This window comes from Bradyrhizobium sp. UNPA324 (genome assembly GCF_006658635.1).
Classification (GTDB): domain Bacteria; phylum Pseudomonadota; class Alphaproteobacteria; order Rhizobiales; family Xanthobacteraceae; genus Bradyrhizobium; species Bradyrhizobium nanningense.
This window is the reverse complement of sequence record NZ_LFJD01000004.1, coordinates 5,824,902-5,846,432: the sequence shown is the minus strand read 5'-3', so window position 1 is coordinate 5,846,432 and position 21,531 is coordinate 5,824,902. Positions and strand designations below refer to the sequence as shown.

The following is a 21,531-nucleotide window of genomic DNA, read 5'->3' as shown; positions in this document are numbered from 1 at the left end:
CGGCGATCAGATTAGCTCGGGCAGGAGTTTGGGATTAACGATGGCCTCGATGCTGCGAGGCGTTCTGGGCTGCCTCCTAATGAGGCCGGCTCGTTCCGCGTGAGCACCATCTGGTGAACCGAAGGCGGGCTGACGCGGAAATATTCCTGCATGTCGGTTTCGGCCGGGGTCTACGGTGCAGGCGCGGATAGAGGTGGATAAAGGCCAGATACTGCCCCTGCGTGGGCGTGAAGGGTTTTGCCGAAGGACTCACGTCGGCCATCCGATTCAGTTGTTGGTGCGTGCCTCGAACACGGAAGCACGCCATGAATGTACGCTATCGGGTCGATCTCAGCCAAATTGAGCGCACGGAACTCAGGGCGCTGCTCAGCAGCGGCAAGCATGCGTCGCACAAGCTCAAGCGAGCGCAGATCTTGCTGGCCGCCGATGCCGGTGCCGGCGACGATGAGATCGCAAGGAGCGTCGGCGTAGGCGGCTCGCCCGTGTACCGGATCAAGCGCCGCTTCGTGGAAGGCAATCTGGAACGGGCGCTGAGCGACGAGCCGCGTCCCGGAGAGGAGCGCAAGCTCACGGGCAAGGAGGAAGCGCTGCTGGTGGCAACCGCCTGCGCCAGCCCTCCGAAAGGCCGCGCCCGCTGGACGCTCGAACTGCTGGGGGGCGCGATGGTCAAGCTCACCGAGCACACGAGCCTGTCGCACGAGACGGTTCGGCGGCGCCTGGCCGAAAATGGCCTCAAGCCCTGGCGCAAGGACATGTGGTGCATTCCGCAGGTCGATGGTGAGTACGTCGCCCGCATGGAGGAGGTTCTCGATCTCTACGCCGAAGCGCCCCACCCCAGGCGGCCGGTGGTGTGCGTCGACGAAAGCCCGGTGCAGCTCATTGGCGAGGCGCGTCAGCCCATCCCGGCCAAGTCGGGTCAGTTCGAACGTTACGATTACGAGTATCGTCGCAATGGTACGGTCAATCTCTTCGTGCTTCTCGACGTGCATCGTCCCTGGCGCAAGGTCAAAGTCACCGAGTGGCGCGCGGCAGAAGACTACGCCCGGTGTATGCGCGACCTCGTCGACATCCATTATCCCGACGCCGAGATAATCCGAGTCGTTCAGGATAATTTATCGACCCACTCCGCCGGTGCCCTGTACCAGGCGTTCCCGCCCGTCGAAGCCAGTCGGATCTTGCGACGGCTCGAGTTCCACTACACCCCCAAGCACGCAAGCTGGCTCAACATGGTCGAGATTGAGATCGGCGTCCTGCGCGGCCAGTGCCTGGATCGCAGGATCGACGATTCCAAGCGACTGCGCCGCGAGATCGCCATCTGGGAACGGAGGCGAAATGCCGCCCGCTCCCGTGTCAAATGGATGTTCACAACAGACAAGGCCCGCGCCAAAATGGGCCGCGCCTATCCCGCCACTTCCAAAGAGTCATAAGCGCCCGTTTCAGAACCAGCCCCATCTCCACAACTGGAAAGACACATGTCTGCAATCTACGGGATGGAGCTGCACGCTTCTCGGCAAATCGGGCATTCGGCCGGGCCCGCATGTCTCAGAGAGGCCAATAACGGACTCCGGTACCGCAGGCAAATGGCATCATCAATCGCCGCGTTGGCACGCAGCAAGAGGGACTCGGGAATTGTTAGGCCAAGTGCCTTCGCTGTCTCTTGGCGTCATCGAAGCTGGAGACAGGGAGGTCACTGGCTTTGAGCAAATTCCCGTCGCAAGTGGAATTGTCCAACTGCCGGCGTTAGATGGCCGCCTCGGTCTGCGCGTTGAAAACATGAAGCCTGGAAGGCCGCATGGCAAAGCGCAGCTTGTCGCCCACCCTCACCCTCGCGGTCGGCTCGACGCTCGCCACCATGATATTCTCGCCGACCTTCATATCGAGCAGGATTTCCGAGCCGAGTTGCTCGACCACCTCAATCACCGCATCGAAGCACGGGAGGTCGAGATCAGCGCTACCCGCCACTGTGAGGTCCTCCGGTCGTACGCCGAGCATGACCTCGCGCCCGATATGACCGCGCAGGCGCTGCGCGGTCTCGTCCGGCAGCTTGATGCGCAGGCCGGAGTTCTCGGCGATCAGCGATCCGTTCGCCTCGGTCACCGTAACAGCGGCGAAATTCATCGCCGGCGAGCCGATGAAGCCGGCGACGAACTTGTTAGCGGGCTGATTGTACAGCTCGAGCGGCTCCCCCACCTGCTGCACCACGCCGTCTTTCATGACGACGACCCGGTCACCCAGCGTCATGGCTTCGACCTGATCGTGGGTAACGTAAATGGCTGTAGTGCCGAGACGCAGATGCAGCTTCTTCAGCTCAACGCGCATCTGCACCCGCAGCTTGGCATCGAGGTTCGACAGCGGCTCGTCGAACAGAAACACGCGGGGGTGGCGCACAATAGCGCGGCCTAACGCTACGCGCTGGCGCTGGCCGCCTGAGAGCTGGCGTGGCCTGCGCTTTAGCAAATCGCCGATGCCGAGGATGTCAGCCGCCTCCAGCACCCGCTTGTCAATCTCGGGCTTTTCGAATTTGCGCATCTTCAGGCCGAACGCCATGTTGTCGTACACGCTCATGTGCGGGTACAGCGCGTAGTTCTGGAACACCATGGCGATGTCGCGGTCCATGGGCGCCAATCCATTGACCACGTTGCCGTCGATGGAAATGTCGCCGGAACTGATCGCTTCAAGCCCGGCGATCATCCTGAGCGTCGTCGTCTTGCCACAGCCGGAGGGTCCGACGAACACCATGAACTCCTTGTCGCGGATCTGCAGATTGACGTCTTTGACAGCGTGCACGCCGTCAAAGAACTTGTTGATCTCCTTGAGGACGACCTGGCCCATCCGCTTCCACCTGCCTCCCAACGGCCTATGCGCAGTCTGTATGCGCGCTTTCGAATCCCCTTGATCCGTGGTGCTGTCAGCCTTTCACCGATCCGGTCAATCCTGCGACGTAGTGCTCGACGAAAAACGAATAGGCGATAGCAACCGGTATCGATCCAAGCAGGGCCCCAGCCATCAGCGGTCCCCAGTAGAATACGTCGCCGCGGATCAGCTCCGATGTGACGCCGACCGGCACAGTCTTTTGCTCAGGCGAGGATAGGAAGACAAGCGCATAGATGAACTCGTTCCACGACAGCGTGAAAGCGAAGATGCCGGCCGAGAGGATGCCCGGGATCGCCACCGGGATGACGATGTAGAGCATAGCTTGCCAGCGCGAGGCACCGTCAATGCGCGCGCATTCCTCGAGCTCCTTGGGTACCGCCTTGAAGTAGCCCATCATGAGCCAGGTACAGAACGGAATAAGAAAGGTCGGATAGGTCAGAATCAGTGACCAAGGCGTGTCACCCAGCCGATAGTTGCGTATGATCTCTGCCAGCGGAATGAACAGCAGCGTCTGAGGCACCAGATAGGTAATGAAGATGGCGGTGCCCAGGCTGCCGGCAAATGGAAAGTTCAGCCGCGACAGAGCATAGCCGGCGAACACACCGCACACGAGCGAGATAGCGGTCGACGCGAGCGCGATGAACGTCGTGTTCCACAGCCACGATGCGAACAGCGTCTCCTCGAACAGGTACCTGACATGGTCCCAGGTCGGTTTCCAGGTCCAGAACGGATTGTAGTTGATCGAATTCCAGGGCCGGTACAGCTCGCCGTCCGGCCGCACCGAAGTGATCACCATCCAGTAGAACGGGAACAGCAGGAAAAGCAGGAACAGAGCCATGGGGACGTAGAAGAACACCCACTTTCGCCACCTTGCACCTTCGATCATGGCTCAGCGGACCTCCACGCGGCGGATGTAGAGAAGCTGGATGATGACGACGAGAAACAGGATGGGAAACATGGCGAGCGCGATGGCGGCGCCCTCGCTCAAGAGGCCGGTGCCGATGGCGATCTGATAGGCGTAGGTGGCGAACAGGTGCGTTGCGTTGGCTGGTCCGCCGCCCGTCATCACATAGACGATCTGGAAGTCGGCGAATGTCTGAATCACTGAGAACAGCACCACGACCATGGTCACGGGCAGCAGCAGCGGCCAGGTGATGTGCCAAAACCGCTGCCACGGCTTGGCGCCGTCGATCGCGGCGGCCTCGTTGAGTTCGGGACTGATGGTCTGCAAGCCGGCGAGCAGGCTGATGGCGAAGAACGGCACCCCGCGCCAGATGTTGACGATGATAATCGAGATCATGGCGAGGTCCGGATCGCCCAGCCAATTGATCCGACCGGTGATCAAGCCGAAATGGTAGAGGAGCCAATTGAGAACGCTGAACGTCGGGTCGAACATCCACTTCCAGGCGAAAGTCGAGAGCACGGTCGGGATAATGAAAGGCAGCAGGATGAAAGCACGGGTAAAAGCCTTGCCGCGGAAATTACGGTTGAGCAGCATGGCGAGCCACAGTCCGAGCGCCAGCTTGAAGACGGTGGTCACGCCCGTATAGAGGAAGGTGTTGTAAACGGAGGTGCGAAAGATCCCGTCATTGAAGATCTTGAAGAAGTTAGCGAGGCCGACGAAGTCGCCGGGAATACCGACGCGCGAGCTGGTGACCGACAGCAATATCCCTCGCATGAAGGGATAGGCGATGAACATGCCGAGCAGTACGATGGTCGGCACCAGCAGCACGAACGCCAGCCAGCGCTCGTCCTCGAGCAAACGCTGTCGCCGGGGAGGGGGCGCCTCGCGGAGCGTGGTGTCGGAAACCGCGCTTATCGCCATGTTCGATCCTCGTCGGCCGGAAGATTCCGCCGCCCCTCGAAAAATGGGAGGGGGGGCGGCTTATCCTCAGACGTAGACCTTCTTGAGCTCAGCCTCTGCCCATTTCACGGCATCCTCGGGGGGCATGCCTTGGACAGCCTTTGCGTACATATCAACGATGACGTACTTGGTCACGACTTCGGCTGCCTTGCGCGTAGAGGGTCCCTCGTAGCCAGCGAAGCGCCCTGTGCGCGCGGCTTGCTTGTAGGGCAGCATGATCGGGTCGTCGCCCCACAGCTTGTGCTTTTCCCAATCCGTGGTCGGGCCGACCGAGAAGCCCTTCTGGGAGACGAACCACTTGTCGTAGACGTCCTTGGAGTGAATCCAGCCAAGGAATTTCTTCGCCGCATCCTGGTTCTTCGAATAACCCATCAGGAGGTTCGAGAACGGGACGTGATAGCTGAACTGTCCGCCGGGGCCCTTGGGCAGCGCGGCATGCAGGATGTCGTCCTTCAGCGGGCCGCCGGCCTCCGTCTTGTAGGTATCCGGCTTGCGCAGGGCCTCGATGTAGATCGAGGCGCCATTGAGCGTGGCGCTGCATGTCCCGGACAGAAAAGCGCGGTTGTTGTTGGAATCGTCCCACGCGAGTCCGCCTTCATCGTGGGCGTCCTTCCAGAAGGCCACCATGAATTTTACCGCCTCGACCGTTGCCGGGCTATTCAGCGCAACCGTCTTGCCGTCTGCCTCGACCTCCTTGCCGCCCCAGGACCACAGGTAGGGGTAAGCGAAGGCGGGCGCATCGCCGAAGGTGTGGCCCAGCGTTTGGCCGATGGGCCTTCCCTTTGCCTTCAGCTTCTTGCCGGCCTCGCGATACTCTTCCCACGTCTGGGGAAATTTTCCATCGGTGTAGCCGATCTCGGCAAACCAGGACTTTCGGTACGCGATCTGCAGGCCGACGATGCACCACGGCACTGCAATCCATTTCTTGCCGTCATTGGCGACGGCGCGGGACGTTTCGTAGAAGCCGCCCTGGCCCTTGCCGAGTTCCTCAGCGATGTTGCTGACGTCTATGACGCTCTCGCCGTAAAGTTGCCCCCAATTGTTGAGGACGCAGACGACGTCGGGGCCTGACCCCGACTGGATCGCCGAGGTGACGCGGGCCTGGATATCGTTGGCGTTGATGGTCTCGATATTGAGCTTTATGCCGAGCGCCTTCTCGCCCTCCTTGGCGATTTCGTTGCGCAGAAGCTGATCTGACGCCGGAACGAAGTCGGTCCAGCGCAGCCAGTGCACCGTCGTGCCCTGTGCAAAAGCGGGCGCGCGGCCGCTGGCCAGAATGCCGGCCATGCCGCCCGCGAGCGCGGCACCGCTCTTGAGGACGTTACGTCGGGTAACTGTTGTCATGGATTCCTCCCTCGGTGTGTCTGAGCTGATGCCCTTCGGCCAGTCTTACGCCGGCTCCGAGTCCCTTTCAGTCTATCGCGCCTCCGTGGTTCGACGCATGCGACGCGCCGTCGCCTGCGCAATACGTTGGCTCGATAATTATTTGTTGATGTTCCGCTTGCAGCGCCGTGGTGGCGAGTTCGCCGCGAAACTGGGGAATTCTTCGCAGGGCAGCGGCGCGATTACATCGTTGCCAATCGCAACGGAGATGCGACCGGCGGCCTGGATCGTGTCGGCGCCAGAGCCAGCGCATGAACCCTACCGTCATAACGGTCCCTCCCGAGCAGCGACGGTATTGCCGTGGCCAAGCGGGTTTTCCCCGTCTTATATGAAGTTCGGTACCGGAAGCTAACGCGACGCCATTGTCGCCCGTCGCAGTAGGAAATCAAGTGCTAGCTTTGACGCGGCGGCCATGGTCTCACCTCGTGAACTGGCCGGCCACCAAAAGTATCGAAGCTGTTACGTAAGACGCTTGATCTGAGGCGACTACAGAATTGCCCATAGGTCGCTTTGCGGGTTCGTGGCCAATGGAGGAGTCTTCTCTTGGGCAATCGCGCGGGGTCGCCGGTGAGGCCTAACGGCTCGCGCCCTTCATTTCTTTATTCTGGGGTTCTGGTCCTTCATCAAGAGCCGGCGGAAGGAGCCTGCTGGCGCAGCTGTCGCGCCGAAGGCAATCGAAGCGATGGGGCCTCGAGCGGAGGCCACGACTTCCGACGCTCAAGGCCTGGGCCGACGGAGGACCGCCGAAGGCTACGCTATACCATTGCCCGAATCCGAATCCCTACAACCACCAGATCTTCTCGATCGCCGCGCAGCTGGTGCCGCCCAAGATAGCAGTGCAGATCGATTCCCAAGAGCCTCATAACCCAGATGACAGTCCCGTCTCGCCTGGGCTATCGCCGAATTGCAGCGGTGGGGTGAAAAGGCGACATTTCTTCCGGAACTGAATCTTCTGACGATCGATGGAGCGCTTACGGTTGTGATCGCGACCGCATGGTCGGTAGCAGATGGTACGCTTGACGGCCGCCGTCACCGACGATGGCATGTTCGCAAGCTCAAGTTCCCTAGGGCGGACCAAGCTCTCTCATCCGAATGCAGGAAGCCAACGCAAGCATCATGGACTACTTCTTGCTAGGCACGAAGAATTTGCCCTTCACGAAAGACCGGAAGCTCCGAGTGTCAGAGCTCAAATTTGCTGACTACCGGCACGGCCGGCTCAGTTCTGTATTGCGTGCCATTTACGATAGGCTCCGGCAAAGTCGCGACATTCAGTCCTCACGTTGAGAATAACCAGAGCAGCAGCTGTTTCTGCAGCCAAGTCACTCCCGCCGCAACTCCCGCCGCAAGTAAACCGCCCCAAACCCATGAGCGGCCGCGTGCCGCGCTGATCGACCTCAGATAAAGGAACGCGCCCAATAGCGTACCGTAATTTCTCCTGAAGTCTCCATTGAGCTTTGCAATCTTTGACAGCTCCGAAGATGCCTCGATTTCATCCGCCATTTGCGCTGATCCTCATCGTTGAGCCAGCGCCCTATGAACCCTTGTTTTGCCCGACGGAGCAAGTTGAATTTCGGTATTTCAAAAACATTTTCGAAGACTCAGCTGGTCCTTGACCAAGCTTTGGGCACGGTGCCGCGGGGCATCTCTAGGGCTAGCGGCTTGCCTCCTTCCCCATTCGCCGGAATCTATCCGGTATGGGCACGAAGTCGCGAGAGATCATCTGGGGTGGCCGGATCATGGGGGCGAAGATCCGCGCTCAGGGAGCCCGCGAGCATGCCGAGCAGGCCATTCGGGAGGCTGACCGGGCGGAGGCCGAAGCCTGGTCGGTCCGCATGCAGGGCTACGGCGGCCCTGCCCAGCCGTCCCCGACGATCGGCCAATGCCTCAACGGCGGGCTTGCTTGGCTGGAGGTCGAATGCCCTCGGTGTAGGACGCGCGCCAGCCTTCCGCTGGATGCAGTCCGCCGGAGTGAGACCGAGACTCGTACTCCAGAGCGCTGCGGCTCCTGTCGTCGACCGGCGAATCGGTCCTAACCTGCATTCGCCTTCAGCCCCGCCGACTGGATGCCCGCCACCGCGCAGGCCTCGTCATTGTCGGAGGTGTCACCGGAAATGCCCACCGCGCCGAGCAGCGTCGTGCCGTCCATGATCAAGACGCCGCCGGGCACCGGCACCAGCGCGCCCTTGGCGATCGTGTTCACGGCGTCGATGAAATAGGCCTGCTCCTGCGCCCGCTGGAATAGCGCGCGCGAGCCCATGCCCATGGCCAGCGCGCCATAGGCCTTGCCGTGCGCGATCTCAGCGCGCATCAGGCTGGTGCCGTCCTGCGCCGCGGCGAGCTTGAGCACGCCGCGCGCGTCGAGGATGGTGACGACCAGCGGCTTCAGCTTCAACTCGGTGGATTTTGCGAAGGCGGCGTCGAGAATCTTGCGGGCAATGTCGAGCGTGAGGTCAGCCATGGCTGGGTTCCTTTGCAGCGGTGGAAGTGGAATTGATTTCGGCGCGATCGAGGCTCAGCGCCAGCACGCGTGCGACGTGAAGCGCCTCGCGTCCCGCGCCGTCGCGAATCTGGTGGCGGCAGGAAGTGCCGTCGGCGACGACCAACGTGGTCTGGTCGGCGCGCCGCACGGCGGGCAGCAGCGACAGCTCGGCCATCTCGATCGAGGCATCATAGGTATCCGCGCCATAGCCGAAGGCGCCCGCCATGCCGCAACAGCTCGATTCGATGGTCTCGACCTTGAGCCCGGGGACGAGGCGCAGCACCTGCTCGACCGGCTTGAAGGCGCCGAAGGATTTTTGATGGCAATGGCCATGCACCATTGCCTTGTCCGCGACGCTGCCGAGCGGCAGCTGCAGCCGGCCGGCCTCGGCCTCGCGCACCAGAAATTCCTCGAAGGTCAGGGCATGGGCGCCGACCGCCTTGGCGTCATCGTCCTTGCGCAGCGAAGCGAGCTCGTCGCGCAGCGTCAGCAGGCAGCTCGGCTCCAGGCCGACGATCGGCACGCCGCGCGCGGCGAAGGGCGCAAAGGCACTGACGAGACGATCGAGTTCGGTTCTGGCTTCATCGACGAGACCAGCGGACAAGAAGGTGCGGCCGCAGCATAACGGGCGGCTGCCGCTTGCAGGCTTCGGCAGATGCACGCGATAGCCGCCGGCTACGAGCACGCGCAGCGCGGCGTCGAGATTCTCGCGCTCATAGATGCGATTGAAGGTATCGGCAAACAGTACGACTTCGCGGCCGCCCGCGGGTCCAACCGCTTCTGCCGGCGGCACGAAGACGTCGCTGCGAAAGCCGGGCAGAGCGCGGCGCGCGCTGATGCCGGCAAAGCGCTCGAACAGCTTTCGCAGCAGCGGGCTGCGATTGCGCAAATTCGCCAGCGGCGCGAAGCGTGATGCGAGTCCGGCATAGCGCGGCAGATACCCGACCAGGCGATCGCGCAGCGTCAGGCCGTGGTTCGCTGCACGTGCCGCCAGCACCTCGATCTTCATTTTGGCCATGTCGACGCCGGTCGGGCACTCATGGCGGCAGGCCTTGCAGGAGACGCAGAGTTTCAGCGTCTCCATCATCTCGTCGGAGCTGAGCGCATCAGCGCCGAGCTGACCGGAGATCGCGAGCCGCAGCGTGTTGGCGCGTCCGCGGGTGACGTCCTTTTCATTGCGCGTGGCGCGGTAGGACGGGCACATCACGCCGCCCTCGAGCTTGCGGCAGGCGCCGTTGTTGTTGCACATCTCGACCGCGCCCTGGAAGCCGCCGCCGGCGCCGGGATAAGCCGACCAGTCTAGCCTGGTCTTCAGCTCGCCGACGCGATAGTCGGGTTTGAAGCGAAACAGCGAGCGGTCGTCCATCTTGGGGACATCGACGATCTTGCCGGGGTTGAGCACGCCGTCGGGATCGAAGCGTTGCTTCACCGCCCTGAAGTCGGCGACGAGACGTTCGCCGAACATGGTCTCGTGGAATTCCGAGCGCACCAGGCCGTCGCCATGCTCGCCGGAATGCGAGCCCTTGTACTCGCGCACCAGCGCGAAGGCCTCCTCGGCGATGGCGCGCATCGCCTTCACGTCCTTCTCCAGCTTCAAATTCAGGACCGGGCGCACATGCAGGCAGCCCTCGGAGGCGTGCGCATACATCGTGCCGCTGGTGCCGTGCTTGGCGAATACCTCGTTCAGCCGCTGGGTATAGTCGGCAAGGTGCGGCAGCGGCACCGCGCAATCCTCGACGAAGGAGACCGGCTTGCCTTCCTGCTTCATCGACATCATGACATTGAGGCCGGCGGCGCGGAAATCGGCGATGCCGCTCTGCAGGGCAGGCTCGGTGATCTCGACCACGCCGCCCCATTTGCGCGGTTCGTTGGTCCAGCCGAAGCCGAGGTCGCCCATCAGCTCGCCGAGCTGCTTCAGGCGTACAAGGTTATCGGCCTGGTCCTCCTCGGCGAACTCGACGACCAGCACGGCATCCGGATCGCCCTTGATGGCTGCGGAGATGATCGGCCTGAACATGGCGATGTCGCGGCCGAGCGCGATCATGGTGCGGTCGACCAGTTCGACCGCGATCGGCTTGAGCTTGACGAGATGCTGGGCCGCATTCATCGCCTCGTAGAAACTGCCGAAATGGCAGACGCCAAGCGCCTTGTTGCGGATCACCGGCCACAGTTTCAGCTCGACCTTGGTGGTGAAGGCGAGGGTGCCTTCCGAGCCGACCAGGAGGTGCGCCATGTTGTTCGGCGCGTTGCGGGGCACCAGCGCATCGAGATTGTAGCCGCCGACGCGGCGCTGCACCTTGGGAAATCGCGCCGCGATCTCCTCGGTTTCGCGCATCCCGAGGTCGAGCATGTCGCGGAACAGGGCGCGGGTGCTGTCGGGCACTTCGACGTCGGAGAGATCGCGCGAGACCTCTCCGAAGCGGCTCAGTGTGCCGTCGGCGAGGGACGCCTCCATCGACAGTGTGTTGTCGCGCATCGTGCCGTAGCGCAGGCTGCGGCCGCCGCAGGAATTGTTGCCGGCCATGCCGCCGATGGTGGCGCGCGACGCCGTGGAGACGTCGACCGGAAACCACAGGCCGTGCTTTTTCAGTTGCCGGTTGAGGTCGTCGAGCACGATGCCGGGCTCAACCACGCAGGTGCGGCCCTCGACGTCGAGCGACAGGATCCGGTTCAGGTGCTTGGAGAGATCGACCACGAGCCCGTCATTGACGGTCTGGCCGCATTGCGAGGTGCCGCCGCCGCGCGGGGTGACCTTCAGCCCTTCGTCGCGGGCAATCGCCAGCGCTCGCAAGGCCTCGTCCACGGTCCTGGGCACCACCACGCCAGCCGGCACGATCTGGTAAAACGAGGCGTCGGTTGCGTAACGGCCGCGGCTGAAGGGGTCGAACAGGACGTCGCCGGTCAGTTCCGACCGCAGGCGCCGTTCGAACGAGGAGGCGTTTGTCATCCCTGATCCCGGACTGATCCAGTAAGGCTCAGCCTTGCTGAGTTATTCATTATTCTTCCTGAGCGATTATATTATGAATTCAAAATGAGCAAGCCGGCTGCCCTCAGGGCGAGGCCAGCGAATCCTCTTGGGGCTCGGTCAGGTGCTCGATCGCGGCAGTCCGCTTGTTTCGCAGGTGCTGGAACAGGATGTCGCTGAGCTCGCTCGTAGCGCGGCGGCGCAGCGCATCGAGGATGGCCTCGTGTTCGCGCATCGCCTCCGCCCAGCGCTGTCGCTTGCGGGCGAAATTGGCGGAGTAGCGGACGCGGCGAATTCTCCCCGCGAAATTGGCGTAGGCGGCCTTCAGCGTCTCGTTGCGCGCGGCTGCGACGATGCTCTCGTGGATGCGCTGGTTGGTCTGGAAATAGCCGTGCATGTCGCGGTGCAGATAGTGGCCGTACATCTCGTAATGCAATTGCTCGATCGCGGCGATTTCCGCATCGGTAATGGCCTCACAAGCGAGTCGTCCGGCGAGGCTCTCCAGTCCTGCCATGACGTCGAACAGCTCCTCGAGGTCGCGCTGGCTGAGCTGGCGCACCCGTGCGCCGCGGTTGGGCAAGAGCTCGATCAGGCCCTCAGCGGCGAGCACTTTCAGGGCTTCGCGCAGCGGCGTGCGGGAGATGCCGAGCATCTCGCAGAGTTGCCGCTCGGGAACGCGGGCTCCGTCCGGGATGTTGCCCTCGACCACGTAGTCCCGCAGCCGCAGCAGGATCTCGCCGTGCAGCGAGGCCTCCTGGCGGTCGCCGCCATTGCCGGCGGGCGGGGTGATCGGAACCCCAGTGTCGGGAATCGTGGATTTCATTTGCCGCACAGTAGTTTGCCCGTTCGATCGCGTCGATGTCCACAATCGCATACCAAAATTCGATTGAAGTGACAAAAAATGAATGCAAAATAGCGGCAAGGTCTTACCAGGACCCGCCGCTACGGAGGTCTTCATGCATCAGGGACGTCATTTCCTCCAGATTCCGGGCCCGAGCCCGGTCCCCGAGCGCGTCCTGCGCGCCATGGACATGCCGGTCATCGACCACCGCAGCGCGGAGTTCGGCGAGCTCGGCCGCACCGTACTCGAAGGCAGCCGGCAGATTTTCAAGACCAAGGGTCCGGTCGTGATCTTCCCCTCCTCGGGGACGGGGGCCTGGGAGGCTGCGATCGTCAACACGCTGTCGCCGGGTGACAAGGTGCTGATGGTCGAGACCGGCCATTTCGCGACGCTGTGGCGGCAGATGGCGGGCCGCTTCGGCATCGAGGTCGACTTCGTCCCCGGCGACTGGCGCCGCGGCGCCGATCCGGCCGTGGTCGAGGCAAGACTTGTCGAAGACAAGGCGCACGCCATCAAGGCCGTCATGGTCGTGCACAACGAGACCTCGACCGGCGCGACCAGCCGCATCGCCGAGATCCGTGCCGCGATCGACCGCACAGGCCATCCGGCGCTGCTGATGGTCGACACCATCTCCTCGCTCGGCTCGGTCGATTATCGCCACGACGAGTGGAAGGTCGACGTCAGCGTCAGCTGCTCGCAGAAGGGTTTTATGCTGCCGCCCGGCCTCGGCTTCAATGCGATCTCGGAGAAAGCGCTTGCTGCGGCGAAGAGCAACAAGATGCCGCGCTCCTATTTCGACTGGGAGGAGATGCTCAAGCCGAACGCAAAAGGCTTCTTCCCGTACACGCCGGCGACCAATCTGCTCTACGGCCTGCGCGAGGCGATCGCGATGCTGCTCGAAGAGGGGCTCGACAACGTGTTCGCTAGGCATCAGCGGCTTGCCGCGGCGACGCGCGCCGCCGTCGATCATTGGGGGCTCGAGATCCTTTGCCAGGAGCCGGCCGAGTACTCGCCGGTGCTCACCGCGGTGCTGATGCCGCCGGGGCATGACGCCGACCAGTTCCGGAAAGTCGTGCTCGACAATTACAACATGTCGCTCGGCTCGGGCCTGTCGAAGGTCGCCGGAAAAGTCTTCCGCATCGGCCATCTCGGCGAATGTAACGCGTTGACGCTGCTCGCTGCGCTCACGGGCGTCGAAATGGGCCTCTCGGTCGCCGGCGTGCCGCACCGCGCCGGCGGCGTCGACGTCGCGATGAAGCTGCTGGAGCAGCGCCCGCAGGGCAATGCCTCGCCGCATCTGAAGATCGTCGGCACGTAGAGGCGGCGCGATGGAAGGGAAGGCAGGCCAGGGCGGGCCGGTCCGCCATGCATGGACAGACCCTTTCGAGAGAGGACAAGCCGGTCAAATGGTGCTATTCGGCGCCCACCAAACCAAGGCTAGACCGGGAAGGACGCCGATGACCGTGCATACTGGAAGGCATTTTCTACAGATTCCAGGACCGACCAACGTGCCCGACCGCGTGCTGCGGGCGATGGACATGCCGACGCTGGACCATCGCGGTCCGGAGTTTGCCGAGCTCGGTTTCTCGGTTCTCGCCGCGATGCAGCGGGTGTTCCGCACCAAGCAGCCCGTGATCATCTTCCCCTCGTCCGGCACCGGCGCCTGGGAAGCGGCGATGGTCAACGTGTTCTCGCCCGGCGACAAGGTGCTGATGTGCGAGACCGGCCAGTTCGCCGTGCTGTGGCGCGGCATCGCCGACAAGTTCAAGCTCGACGTCGACTTCATTCCGAGCGACTGGCGCCATGGTGCCGACCTCGCCGAGATCGAGAAGCGCCTTGCCGCCGACAAGCAGCATGCGATCAAGGCGGTCTGTGTCGTCCACAACGAGACCTCGACCGGCTGCCTGACGCCGCCGCTCGAAGTCCGCAAGCTGCTCGATCGGGTCAAGCATCCGGCCCTCTTGATGGTCGACACCATCTCCGGCCTCGGCTCGATGGAATATGAACACGACGCCTGGGGCATCGACGTCTCGGTCGCCGGCTCGCAGAAAGGCCTGATGCTGCCGCCCGGCCTCGGCTTCAACGCCGTCTCGGAAAAGGCGCTCGCTGTCGCCAAGGCCAATCCCGGCATGCGCTCCTATTGGGACTGGCAGGAAGTCATCAGCTTCAACAAGCTCGGCACCTTCCCCTATACGCCCGCCACCAATCTGCTCTACGGCCTGCGCGAAGCGGTCAAGATGCTGGAAGAGGAGGGGCTGGAGAACGTCTGGACCCGCCACAAGCGTCACAGCGCGGCCACGCGTGCCGCGGTCAAGGTCTGGGGCCTGGAGACGCAGTGCTCCGACCCGGCTGCGCACTCGCCGGCGCTGACCGGCGTGCGCGTGCCTGAGGGTCACGACGCCGATGCGTTCCGCAAGGTGGTGCTGGAAAACTTCGACATGTCGCTCGGCACCGGCCTGAACAAGGTCAAAGGCAAGGTGTTTCGCATCGGCCATATCGGCCATTTCAACGATCTGATGCTGATGGGCACGCTCGCCGGCGTCGAGATGGGCCTCGATCTTGCAAAGATTCCGCACCGGAGCGGCGGTGTGTTGGCGGCCATGGACGTCCTGAAGGGGCGCGACGCGGTGCAGATGGCCAAAGCTCAGGTGGCCTGAACTAACTTGGAAAGTGAAAGCGCGATGAACGCACCGAATGCTAACGAAGACCTGCTCTACTCCATCACGGACGGCATCGCGCGGATCACCTTCAACCGCCCCCAGGCGCGCAACGCAATGACCTTCGCCATGTATGACCGCATGGCGGAGATCTGCGTGGAGATCAACGCCGACCGTTCGATCAAGGCGTTGATTCTGACCGGCGCAGGCGACAAGGCGTTCGCCTCCGGCACCGACATTTCCCAGTTCCGTGCGTTCAAGACCGCGCAGGACGCACTCGACTACGAGGCGCGCATCGACCGCGTGCTCGGCACGCTCGAGCAGTGCCGCGTGCCCGTGATCGCGGCGATCGCGGGGGCCTGTACCGGCGGTGGCGCCGGCATTGCCGCCTGCTGCGATCTGCGCATCGGCACCGAGACCACGCGGATGGGCTTTCCGATCGCGCGCACGCTCGGCAACTGCCTGTCGATGTCCAACATCAGCCGCGTCGTCGCGCTGGTCGGACCCGCCCGCACCAAGGATTTGATCTTCAAGGCGCGCCTCGTCGAGGCGCAGGAAGCGCTGGCGCTGGGTCTGCTCAACGAAGTCGTGCCCGACGTCGAGACGCTGCAGCGTCGCGCCGACGAGACCGCAAAGCTCGTTGCCAGCCACGCGCCGCTGACGCTGGAGGCGACCAAGGAAGCCGTGCGCCGCATCCGTCGCACGCTGTCGCGCGAAGAGGGCGAGGACCTGATCCTGAAGGCCTATATGAGCGAAGATTTCCGCGAGGGCATGGACGCCTTCCTCAACAAGCGCTCGCCGAACTGGAAGGGCAGGTAAAGCCTGGTGAGTTTTCGGCTTCGTCAGTCGAAAGTCATACGCGCTGAACCGCCCCTCTGCTTGAACTCGTCAGTATTAGTCCGCACTATGCAGGGATAGATCTTTCCGCACTACAACTCAAAAAAACATCAGGGGACGAAACTCGTGCGAATTCCAGTGAAAGCCGTCGGCGCTGCGACGGCGCTGTTGTTGAGCACGCCGGCCTTCGCCGGCTGGGAGCCGGCCAAGCCGGTCGAGATCGTGGTGGCGGCAGGCGCGGGCGGTGCCTCCGACCAGATGGCGCGGATGATGCAGGCCGCGATCCAGAAGAACAATCTGATGAAGCAGCCGATCGTCGTCTCGCTGAAGGGCGGCGCCTCGGGCGCGGAAGCGCTGATGTACATGAAGTCCAGCGAGGGCGATCCGAACAAGGTGCTGATCGCCTATTCGCTGATCTACATGCTGCCGCTGTCGGCGAAGATCCCGTTCAACTGGCGTGAGCTGACCCCGGTTTCGGTGGTCGCGCTCGACCAGTTCGTGCTGTGGGACAACAGCACTGGCCCCAAGACGGTGAAGGAGTTCGTCGCGGCCGCCAAGGCCGCGAGCGCGCCGTTCAAGATGGGCGGCACCGGCTCCAAGCGCGAGGACCACGTGCTGACCGTCTTCCTCGAGCAGAAGACCGGCGCGAAGTTCTCCTATCTGCCCTACAAGTCCGGCGGCGAGGCCGCGACCCAGTTGGTCGGCAACCACACCGAAGCCAACGTCAACAATCCATCCGAAAATCTCGAAGTCTGGCGTGCCGGCCAGGTGCGTCCACTCTGCGTGTTCGACAAGGAGCGCATTTCCTACACCAGCAAGGTGACGGACACCCAGTCCTGGGCCGACATCCCCACCTGCAAGGAGGAGGGCGTCGACGTGCAATATCTGATGCTGCGCGCGATGTTCCTGCCCGGCAAGGTGACGGCCGAGCAGCAGGCGTTCTATGTCGATCTCTTCCACAAGGTGACGCAGACCGCCGAGTACAAGGACTACATGGAGAAGCAGGCCTTGAAGCCGATCTTCCTCACCGGCAAGGACATGGTGCAGTTCCTCGAGGAGGATGACGCGCTGAACAAGTCGCTGATGACCGAAGCCGGTTTCGTCGCGAAGTAGTCGTCTGCCTCTTCTCCCTCGCCCCGTTTTGCGGGGAAAGGGTTGGGGTGAGGGCTCTCTTCCCGAAGGTAGTGACAGATGGACTCGCGGAGAGTCCCCTCACCCGGCGCTTCGCGCCGGCCTCTCCCACAAGCGGGAGAGGTGATGTAACGCAGGCTTTCGCAAATCAGCTCATGTCGCAAACCGATCTCGAAATCGTCGTCGACGATCCGACCGCGCCCGAAGACGACTCGCCCTCCGTCGTGTCCTCCGGCACGATCGAGATATTCGTCTGCCTCCTGCTGCTCGCGCTCGCCGTCACGCTCGGCTACGACAATTGGCGTACCGGCGCGTCCTGGGACGCGACCGGGCCCGAGCCCGGCTATTTTCCGTTCTATCTCTCGGTCATCCTCGGCGGCGGCAGCCTCTATGGCTTGGTCGTGGCGCTGATCGCGCACCGCAAGGCGGCCGAGACCTTCGTCACGCACGCGCAGGCGCGCCGCGTGATGGCGGTGTTCGTGCCGACGCTGCTGTTCTGCCTGGTGACGCAGTTCCTCGGCCTCTATGTCGCGAGCTTCTTCCTGATCGCGGGCTTCATGCGCTTCGTCGGCAAGATCGCGCTGTGGAAGTCGCTGCTCACGGCCTTGCTGTTCACGGCTGTCATGTTCGTCACCTTCGACATCGCCTTCGACGTCATCATGCCGAAAGGGCCGCTCGAAGCGGCCTTCGGCCACTAGGCGGGCCTGCAATGGAAGCTTTCGGTCTCCTGCTTCACGGCTTTGCCGTCCTGCTGACGTGGAAGACGCTCGTCCTGATGATGGTCGGGCTGGTGCTCGGTATCTTCGTCGGCGTGCTGCCGGGCCTCGGCGGTCCCAATGGCGTCGCGATCCTGTTGCCGCTCACCTTCACGATGGATCCGACCTCGGCGATCGTGATGCTGTCCTGCATCTATTGGGGCGCGCTGTTCGGCGGTGCGATCACCTCGATCCTGTTCAACATTCCCGGCGAAGCCTGGTCCGTCGCGACCACCTTCGACGGCTATCCGATGGCGCAGCAGGGCCGGGCGGCGGAGGCGCTGACCGCGGCGTTCACCTCCTCCTTCATCGGCTCGCTGGTCGCGGTGCTGCTGATCACCTTCCTTGCGCCGATGATCTCGTCCTTCGCGCTGAAATTCGGTCCGCCCGAGTTCTTCGCGGTGTATCTGCTCACCTTCTGCTCCTTCGTCGGATTGGGACGCGAGGCCAAGCACAAGACGGTGATCTCGATGTCGCTGGGGCTGCTGTTGGCCGGTATCGGCATGGATACCGTGTCGGGCAATTTGCGCATGACCTTCGGCTCGCCGGAGTTGCTGCGCGGCATCAACTTCCTGGTCGCCGTCATCGGCCTGTTCGGCATCAGCGAGATCCTGCTGACAATGGAGGAGCGGCTGGCGCTGCGGGGACATGCGGCGAGCATTTCGCTGCGCGTCGTGCTCAGCGTCTGGAAGGATCTGCCGAAATACTGGGTGACGCTGCTGCGCTCCTCCTTCATCGGCTGCTGGCTCGGCATCACCCCGGGCGGCGCGATCGCGGCCTCCTTCATGGGCTACAACCTTGCCAAGCGCTTCGCCAAGGAGCCTGAGAGTTTCGGCAAGGGCCGCATCGAGGGCGTGTTCGCGCCCGAGACGGCCGCGCATGCCTCCGGTACCTCGGCGCTGCTGCCGATGCTGGCGCTCGGCATTCCCGGCTCCGGCACCGCGGCGATCTTGCTTGGCGGCTTGATGGTGTGGGGGCTCAATCCGGGGCCGCTGCTGTTCGTCGAGCACAAGGACTTCGTCTGGGGCCTGATCGCCTCGATGTATCTCGGCAATGTCGTCGGCCTCGTGCTGGTGCTGACGACGGTGCCGATCTTCGCCTCGATCCTGCGTGTGCCGTTCGCTGCGGTGGCGCCGATGATCGTGGTGTCCTGCGCGATCGGCGCCTACGCGATCCAGAACGCGATGTTCGACATCTGGCTGATGCTCGGCTTTGGTGTCGTCGGCTACGTCTTCAAGAAGATCGGCATTCCCTTGGCCCCGTTTACCCTCGCGCTCGTGCTCGGCAACCGCGCCGAGGACGCCTTCCGCCTGTCGATGATCGGCTCCGGCGGCACTCTGAAGGTGTTCTGGTCGAACGGCTTGGTCGGCTCGATCACGACGCTGGCGATCGTGCTGCTGTTCTGGCCCGTGATCGACGGCTTGCTCGGCCGTGTCGGTTGGCGGCAGCGGGATAAGCTGGCAATAAAAGATTGAGTTAGATCAAAGTCTTAGTTCTATCATGTCGCCGTAGTCCGGTCGCTGGAGCCTAGCGGTTGTTTCCCGATGTTGCTGTGGCGCGACAGCCGGGGCCGGCCTTGGCGCTTATGCTCCACGTAGATTTTCTTGTTTTTCACGGGGCATTGTCATGAAGCAGGTTGTGATGGGAATTGTGGCGGCATCGCTGGTCGCGACCAGCGCATTGGCCGCTGATCTGGCATCGAAGCCGTACGTGAAGGCCCCCGCCATGGTCGATCCGATCTGGAGCTGGACTGGCTTCTACGCCGGCGCCAATGGTGGCTATAGCTGGGGCCGGTCGAATGCCTCGGTCCTGCCGACCTCACCGCTTGGGGTGAACATCCGACAGAACGTTGATGGAGGACTTGGCGGCGTTCAGGTCGGCTACAACTGGCAGGTCGATCCAAAATGGGTTTTGGGTGTTGAGGCCGATATTCAGGGCACCCGCGAGCGTGGACGTTCGATTGATCCGCTTCTGGCGGTCAGGATCGGTTCGGTTGGATTTTCCGGCTCGACCAACAGCAGCACAGATTTCCCGTGGTTTGCGACCTTCCGCGGTCGAGCCGGGCTTTTGGCTGATCCGAGCCTGTTGCTCTATGCGACGGGTGGTTTGGCTGTTGGTGAGGTCAAGTTCGGCACTCAGGCGACGCTGACCGCACAGCTATTCGATGGAAACAGCAACACGCCCATCGGTGCGCCCATCACGGTCGTCGGTCCGGCGGTTTCAGAGAGCAAGACTCGCTGGGGTTGGACCGCAGGGGCCGGTGTCGAGAAGAAGTTTAACCGCAACTGGTCAGCCAAGCTCGAATATCTCTACATAGACTTGGGATCGTCCACCTATTTTGGCGGGACCGTCAATTCGACCAGCGTCTCGTTCCACGATCATGTCTTGCGAGCTGGATTCAACTACGCTTTCAGCCCGGCTCCGGTGGTCGCGAAGTACTGAAATCCAGAAGGCGTCAACAAGAAGCAAAGCCCGGCTCGCGCCGGGCTTTGTCGTCGGAGGGCGGGTGCGTGACGGTCACACCACCTTGGCGTCCCTGAGCTTGGCAATCTCGTCCGCACTGAGGCCGAATTCCTTCAAGACCTCGTCGGTCTGTTCGCCGAATTCCGGTGGCCGCGCCACCATCCTGCTCGGCGTGCGTGACAGCGTCACGGGCTGGCCGACCAGGCGGATATGGCGGCCCTCCTCGTTCGGCACGTCCTGCGCGATGCCGAGATGCTTGACCTGGGCGTCCTCGAACATCTGGTCGATGGCATAGATCGGCCCACAGGGCACGCCGGCCTCGTTGAGTTCGCGGACCCAGGTCTCGGTCGACTTCGTTACCGTGCGCTTCTCGATCTCGGCGTTGAGCGCGTCGCGGTTCTTGGAGCGGGCAGGGGCCGTCGCATAGTCGGGATGGGCATAGAGCTCAGGTGCGCCGATCGCCTGCGCGCAGCGTTCCCAGATCCGCCCACCGGTCGTGGCGATGTTGATGTAGCCGTCCGAGGTCTTGAACACGCCGGTCGGGATGCTGGTCGGATGGTTGTTGCCGGCCTGCTTGGCGACCTCCTTCTCCATCAGCCAGCGCGCGGCCTGGAAGTCGAGCATGAAGATCTGTGCCTGGAGCAGCGACGTCTGCACCCACTGGCCCTTGCCCGACACCTCGCGCTCGAGCAGGGCGGTGAGGATGCCCATGGCGCAGAACAGGCCGGCCGTCAGGTCGGCGACGGGAATGCCGACCCGCATCGGGCCTTCGCCCGGCGCTCCGGTGATCGACATCAGCCCGCCCATGCCTTGCGCGATCTGATCGAAACCGGGCCGCTTGTGATAGGGGCCATCCTGGCCGAAGCCGGAGATGCTGCCGTAGACGATGCGCGGATTGATCTTGGCGAGGCTGTCATAGTCGATGCCGAGCTTCTTCTTCACGTCGGGCCGGAAATTCTCGACCACGACGTCGGCCTTGGCGGCGAGGCGCTTGAACACGGCGAGCCCGCGCTCGTCCTTCAGGTTCAGCGTCATGGCCCGCTTGTTGCGGTGCAGATTCTGGAAGTCGGAACCTCGCCGGGGCCCACCCGGCTGCTCGCCGCCGGCGTCCTCGGTCAGTGCGTCGATCTTGACGACATTCGCCCCCCAGTCCGCCAGTTGCCGCACGCAGGTCGGCCCGGAGCGGACCCGGGTCAGATCGAGTACCGTGAAGCGCGACAGGGCTTCCGAGGCATGCGGAAAGGGCATCGTGAAAGGCTCCGGGACAGATTGCGGGCCTACC

At 63.0% G+C, this 21,531-nt stretch carries 17 protein-coding genes; 8 read left to right on the top strand and 9 right to left on the bottom strand.

Annotation, left to right across the window (positions count from 1 at the left end):
* Window positions 1-305 precede the first annotated feature (305 nt).
* Window positions 306-1,427: an IS630 family transposase gene (locus tag UNPA324_RS27995; RefSeq protein ID WP_141937095.1), complete on the top strand. Its 1,122-nt coding sequence runs from the start codon at window positions 306-308 to the stop codon at window positions 1,425-1,427.
* Window positions 1,428-1,740: 313 nt separating this feature from the next.
* Here UNPA324_RS27995 and UNPA324_RS27990 read toward each other — a convergent pair whose 3' ends face one another.
* The 8 genes from UNPA324_RS27990 to UNPA324_RS27950 form a co-directional block, all read right to left on the bottom strand.
* Window positions 1,741-2,832 (bottom strand): ABC transporter ATP-binding protein, encoded by a 1,092-nt coding sequence (locus UNPA324_RS27990; protein ID WP_141937094.1) that lies wholly within the window; start codon window positions 2,830-2,832, stop codon window positions 1,741-1,743.
* Between the two features lie 76 nt (window positions 2,833-2,908).
* On the bottom strand, window positions 2,909-3,760 hold the full coding sequence (locus UNPA324_RS27985; RefSeq protein WP_141937092.1) for a carbohydrate ABC transporter permease: 852 nt from the start codon (window positions 3,758-3,760) through the stop codon (window positions 2,909-2,911).
* A gap of 3 nt (window positions 3,761-3,763) precedes the next feature.
* A complete protein-coding gene (locus UNPA324_RS27980; RefSeq protein WP_141937090.1) occupies window positions 3,764-4,699 on the bottom strand; it encodes a carbohydrate ABC transporter permease in 936 nt (311 codons plus the stop codon).
* A 66-nt stretch (window positions 4,700-4,765) separates the two neighbouring features.
* Window positions 4,766-6,082, bottom strand: a complete 1,317-nt coding sequence (locus UNPA324_RS27975) for an ABC transporter substrate-binding protein (RefSeq protein ID WP_141937088.1) — start codon at window positions 6,080-6,082, stop codon at window positions 4,766-4,768.
* 1,314 nt (window positions 6,083-7,396) lie between these two features.
* A complete protein-coding gene (locus tag UNPA324_RS27970; protein WP_141937086.1) occupies window positions 7,397-7,621 on the bottom strand; it encodes a hypothetical protein in 225 nt (74 codons plus the stop codon).
* A 529-nt stretch (window positions 7,622-8,150) separates the two neighbouring features.
* Window positions 8,151-8,579, bottom strand: a complete 429-nt coding sequence (locus UNPA324_RS27960) for a GlcG/HbpS family heme-binding protein (protein ID WP_141937083.1) — start codon at window positions 8,577-8,579, stop codon at window positions 8,151-8,153.
* Window positions 8,572-11,547, bottom strand: coding sequence for an FAD-binding and (Fe-S)-binding domain-containing protein (locus UNPA324_RS27955; RefSeq protein ID WP_141937081.1), 2,976 nt, complete (start codon window positions 11,545-11,547; stop codon window positions 8,572-8,574). Before UNPA324_RS27955 ends, UNPA324_RS27960 begins: the two co-directional genes overlap by 8 nt.
* Before the next feature lie 103 nt (window positions 11,548-11,650).
* Entirely contained in the window at window positions 11,651-12,388 is a 738-nt protein-coding gene (locus UNPA324_RS27950) for a GntR family transcriptional regulator (RefSeq protein WP_181769543.1), read from the bottom strand.
* A 133-nt stretch (window positions 12,389-12,521) separates the two neighbouring features.
* Here UNPA324_RS27950 and UNPA324_RS27945 point away from each other — a divergent pair, with 133 nt between their 5' ends.
* From UNPA324_RS27945 to UNPA324_RS27915, 7 genes are all read left to right on the top strand, one after another.
* Entirely contained in the window at window positions 12,522-13,724 is a 1,203-nt protein-coding gene (locus UNPA324_RS27945) for a pyridoxal-phosphate-dependent aminotransferase family protein (RefSeq protein WP_181769542.1), read from the top strand.
* Between the two features lie 139 nt (window positions 13,725-13,863).
* Window positions 13,864-15,063, top strand: a complete 1,200-nt coding sequence (locus UNPA324_RS27940) for a pyridoxal-phosphate-dependent aminotransferase family protein (protein ID WP_141937075.1) — start codon at window positions 13,864-13,866, stop codon at window positions 15,061-15,063.
* Window positions 15,064-15,087: 24 nt separating this feature from the next.
* Entirely contained in the window at window positions 15,088-15,882 is a 795-nt protein-coding gene (locus UNPA324_RS27935; protein WP_141937073.1) for an enoyl-CoA hydratase/isomerase family protein, read from the top strand.
* Between the two features lie 156 nt (window positions 15,883-16,038).
* The gene (locus UNPA324_RS27930; RefSeq protein WP_502705460.1) at window positions 16,039-17,013 is read left to right on the top strand and encodes a Bug family tripartite tricarboxylate transporter substrate binding protein; all 975 of its coding nucleotides are present in this window, start codon (window positions 16,039-16,041) and stop codon (window positions 17,011-17,013) included.
* A 173-nt stretch (window positions 17,014-17,186) separates the two neighbouring features.
* A complete protein-coding gene (locus tag UNPA324_RS27925; RefSeq protein ID WP_141937069.1) occupies window positions 17,187-17,729 on the top strand; it encodes a tripartite tricarboxylate transporter TctB family protein in 543 nt (180 codons plus the stop codon).
* 11 nt (window positions 17,730-17,740) lie between these two features.
* Entirely contained in the window at window positions 17,741-19,261 is a 1,521-nt protein-coding gene (locus UNPA324_RS27920) for a tripartite tricarboxylate transporter permease (RefSeq protein ID WP_141937067.1), read from the top strand.
* Between the two features lie 151 nt (window positions 19,262-19,412).
* Entirely contained in the window at window positions 19,413-20,228 is an 816-nt protein-coding gene (locus UNPA324_RS27915; protein WP_141937065.1) for an outer membrane protein, read from the top strand.
* Between the two features lie 75 nt (window positions 20,229-20,303).
* Here UNPA324_RS27915 and UNPA324_RS27910 read toward each other — a convergent pair whose 3' ends face one another.
* The gene (locus UNPA324_RS27910; RefSeq protein WP_181769541.1) at window positions 20,304-21,497 is read right to left on the bottom strand and encodes a CaiB/BaiF CoA transferase family protein; all 1,194 of its coding nucleotides are present in this window, start codon (window positions 21,495-21,497) and stop codon (window positions 20,304-20,306) included.
* Window positions 21,498-21,531 lie beyond the last annotated feature (34 nt).

Excerpts from the sequence above, each read along its gene's own strand:
- UNPA324_RS27995 (WP_141937095.1), top strand. The coding sequence starts at position 306 with ATGAATGTACGCTATCGGGTCGATCTCAGCCAAATTGAGCGCACGGAA.
- UNPA324_RS27990 (WP_141937094.1), bottom strand. The coding sequence starts at position 2,832 with ATGGGCCAGGTCGTCCTCAAGGAGATCAACAAGTTCTTTGACGGCGTG.
- UNPA324_RS27985 (WP_141937092.1), bottom strand. The coding sequence starts at position 3,760 with ATGATCGAAGGTGCAAGGTGGCGAAAGTGGGTGTTCTTCTACGTCCCC.
- UNPA324_RS27980 (WP_141937090.1), bottom strand. The coding sequence starts at position 4,699 with ATGGCGATAAGCGCGGTTTCCGACACCACGCTCCGCGAGGCGCCCCCT.
- UNPA324_RS27975 (WP_141937088.1), bottom strand. The coding sequence starts at position 6,082 with ATGACAACAGTTACCCGACGTAACGTCCTCAAGAGCGGTGCCGCGCTC.
- UNPA324_RS27970 (WP_141937086.1), bottom strand. The coding sequence starts at position 7,621 with ATGGCGGATGAAATCGAGGCATCTTCGGAGCTGTCAAAGATTGCAAAG.
- UNPA324_RS27960 (WP_141937083.1), bottom strand. The coding sequence starts at position 8,579 with ATGGCTGACCTCACGCTCGACATTGCCCGCAAGATTCTCGACGCCGCC.
- UNPA324_RS27955 (WP_141937081.1), bottom strand. The coding sequence starts at position 11,547 with ATGACAAACGCCTCCTCGTTCGAACGGCGCCTGCGGTCGGAACTGACC.
- UNPA324_RS27950 (WP_181769543.1), bottom strand. The coding sequence starts at position 12,388 with ATGAAATCCACGATTCCCGACACTGGGGTTCCGATCACCCCGCCCGCC.
- UNPA324_RS27945 (WP_181769542.1), top strand. The coding sequence starts at position 12,522 with ATGCATCAGGGACGTCATTTCCTCCAGATTCCGGGCCCGAGCCCGGTC.
- UNPA324_RS27940 (WP_141937075.1), top strand. The coding sequence starts at position 13,864 with ATGACCGTGCATACTGGAAGGCATTTTCTACAGATTCCAGGACCGACC.
- UNPA324_RS27935 (WP_141937073.1), top strand. The coding sequence starts at position 15,088 with ATGAACGCACCGAATGCTAACGAAGACCTGCTCTACTCCATCACGGAC.
- UNPA324_RS27925 (WP_141937069.1), top strand. The coding sequence starts at position 17,187 with ATGTCGCAAACCGATCTCGAAATCGTCGTCGACGATCCGACCGCGCCC.
- UNPA324_RS27920 (WP_141937067.1), top strand. The coding sequence starts at position 17,741 with ATGGAAGCTTTCGGTCTCCTGCTTCACGGCTTTGCCGTCCTGCTGACG.
- UNPA324_RS27915 (WP_141937065.1), top strand. The coding sequence starts at position 19,413 with ATGAAGCAGGTTGTGATGGGAATTGTGGCGGCATCGCTGGTCGCGACC.
- UNPA324_RS27910 (WP_181769541.1), bottom strand. The coding sequence starts at position 21,497 with ATGCCCTTTCCGCATGCCTCGGAAGCCCTGTCGCGCTTCACGGTACTC.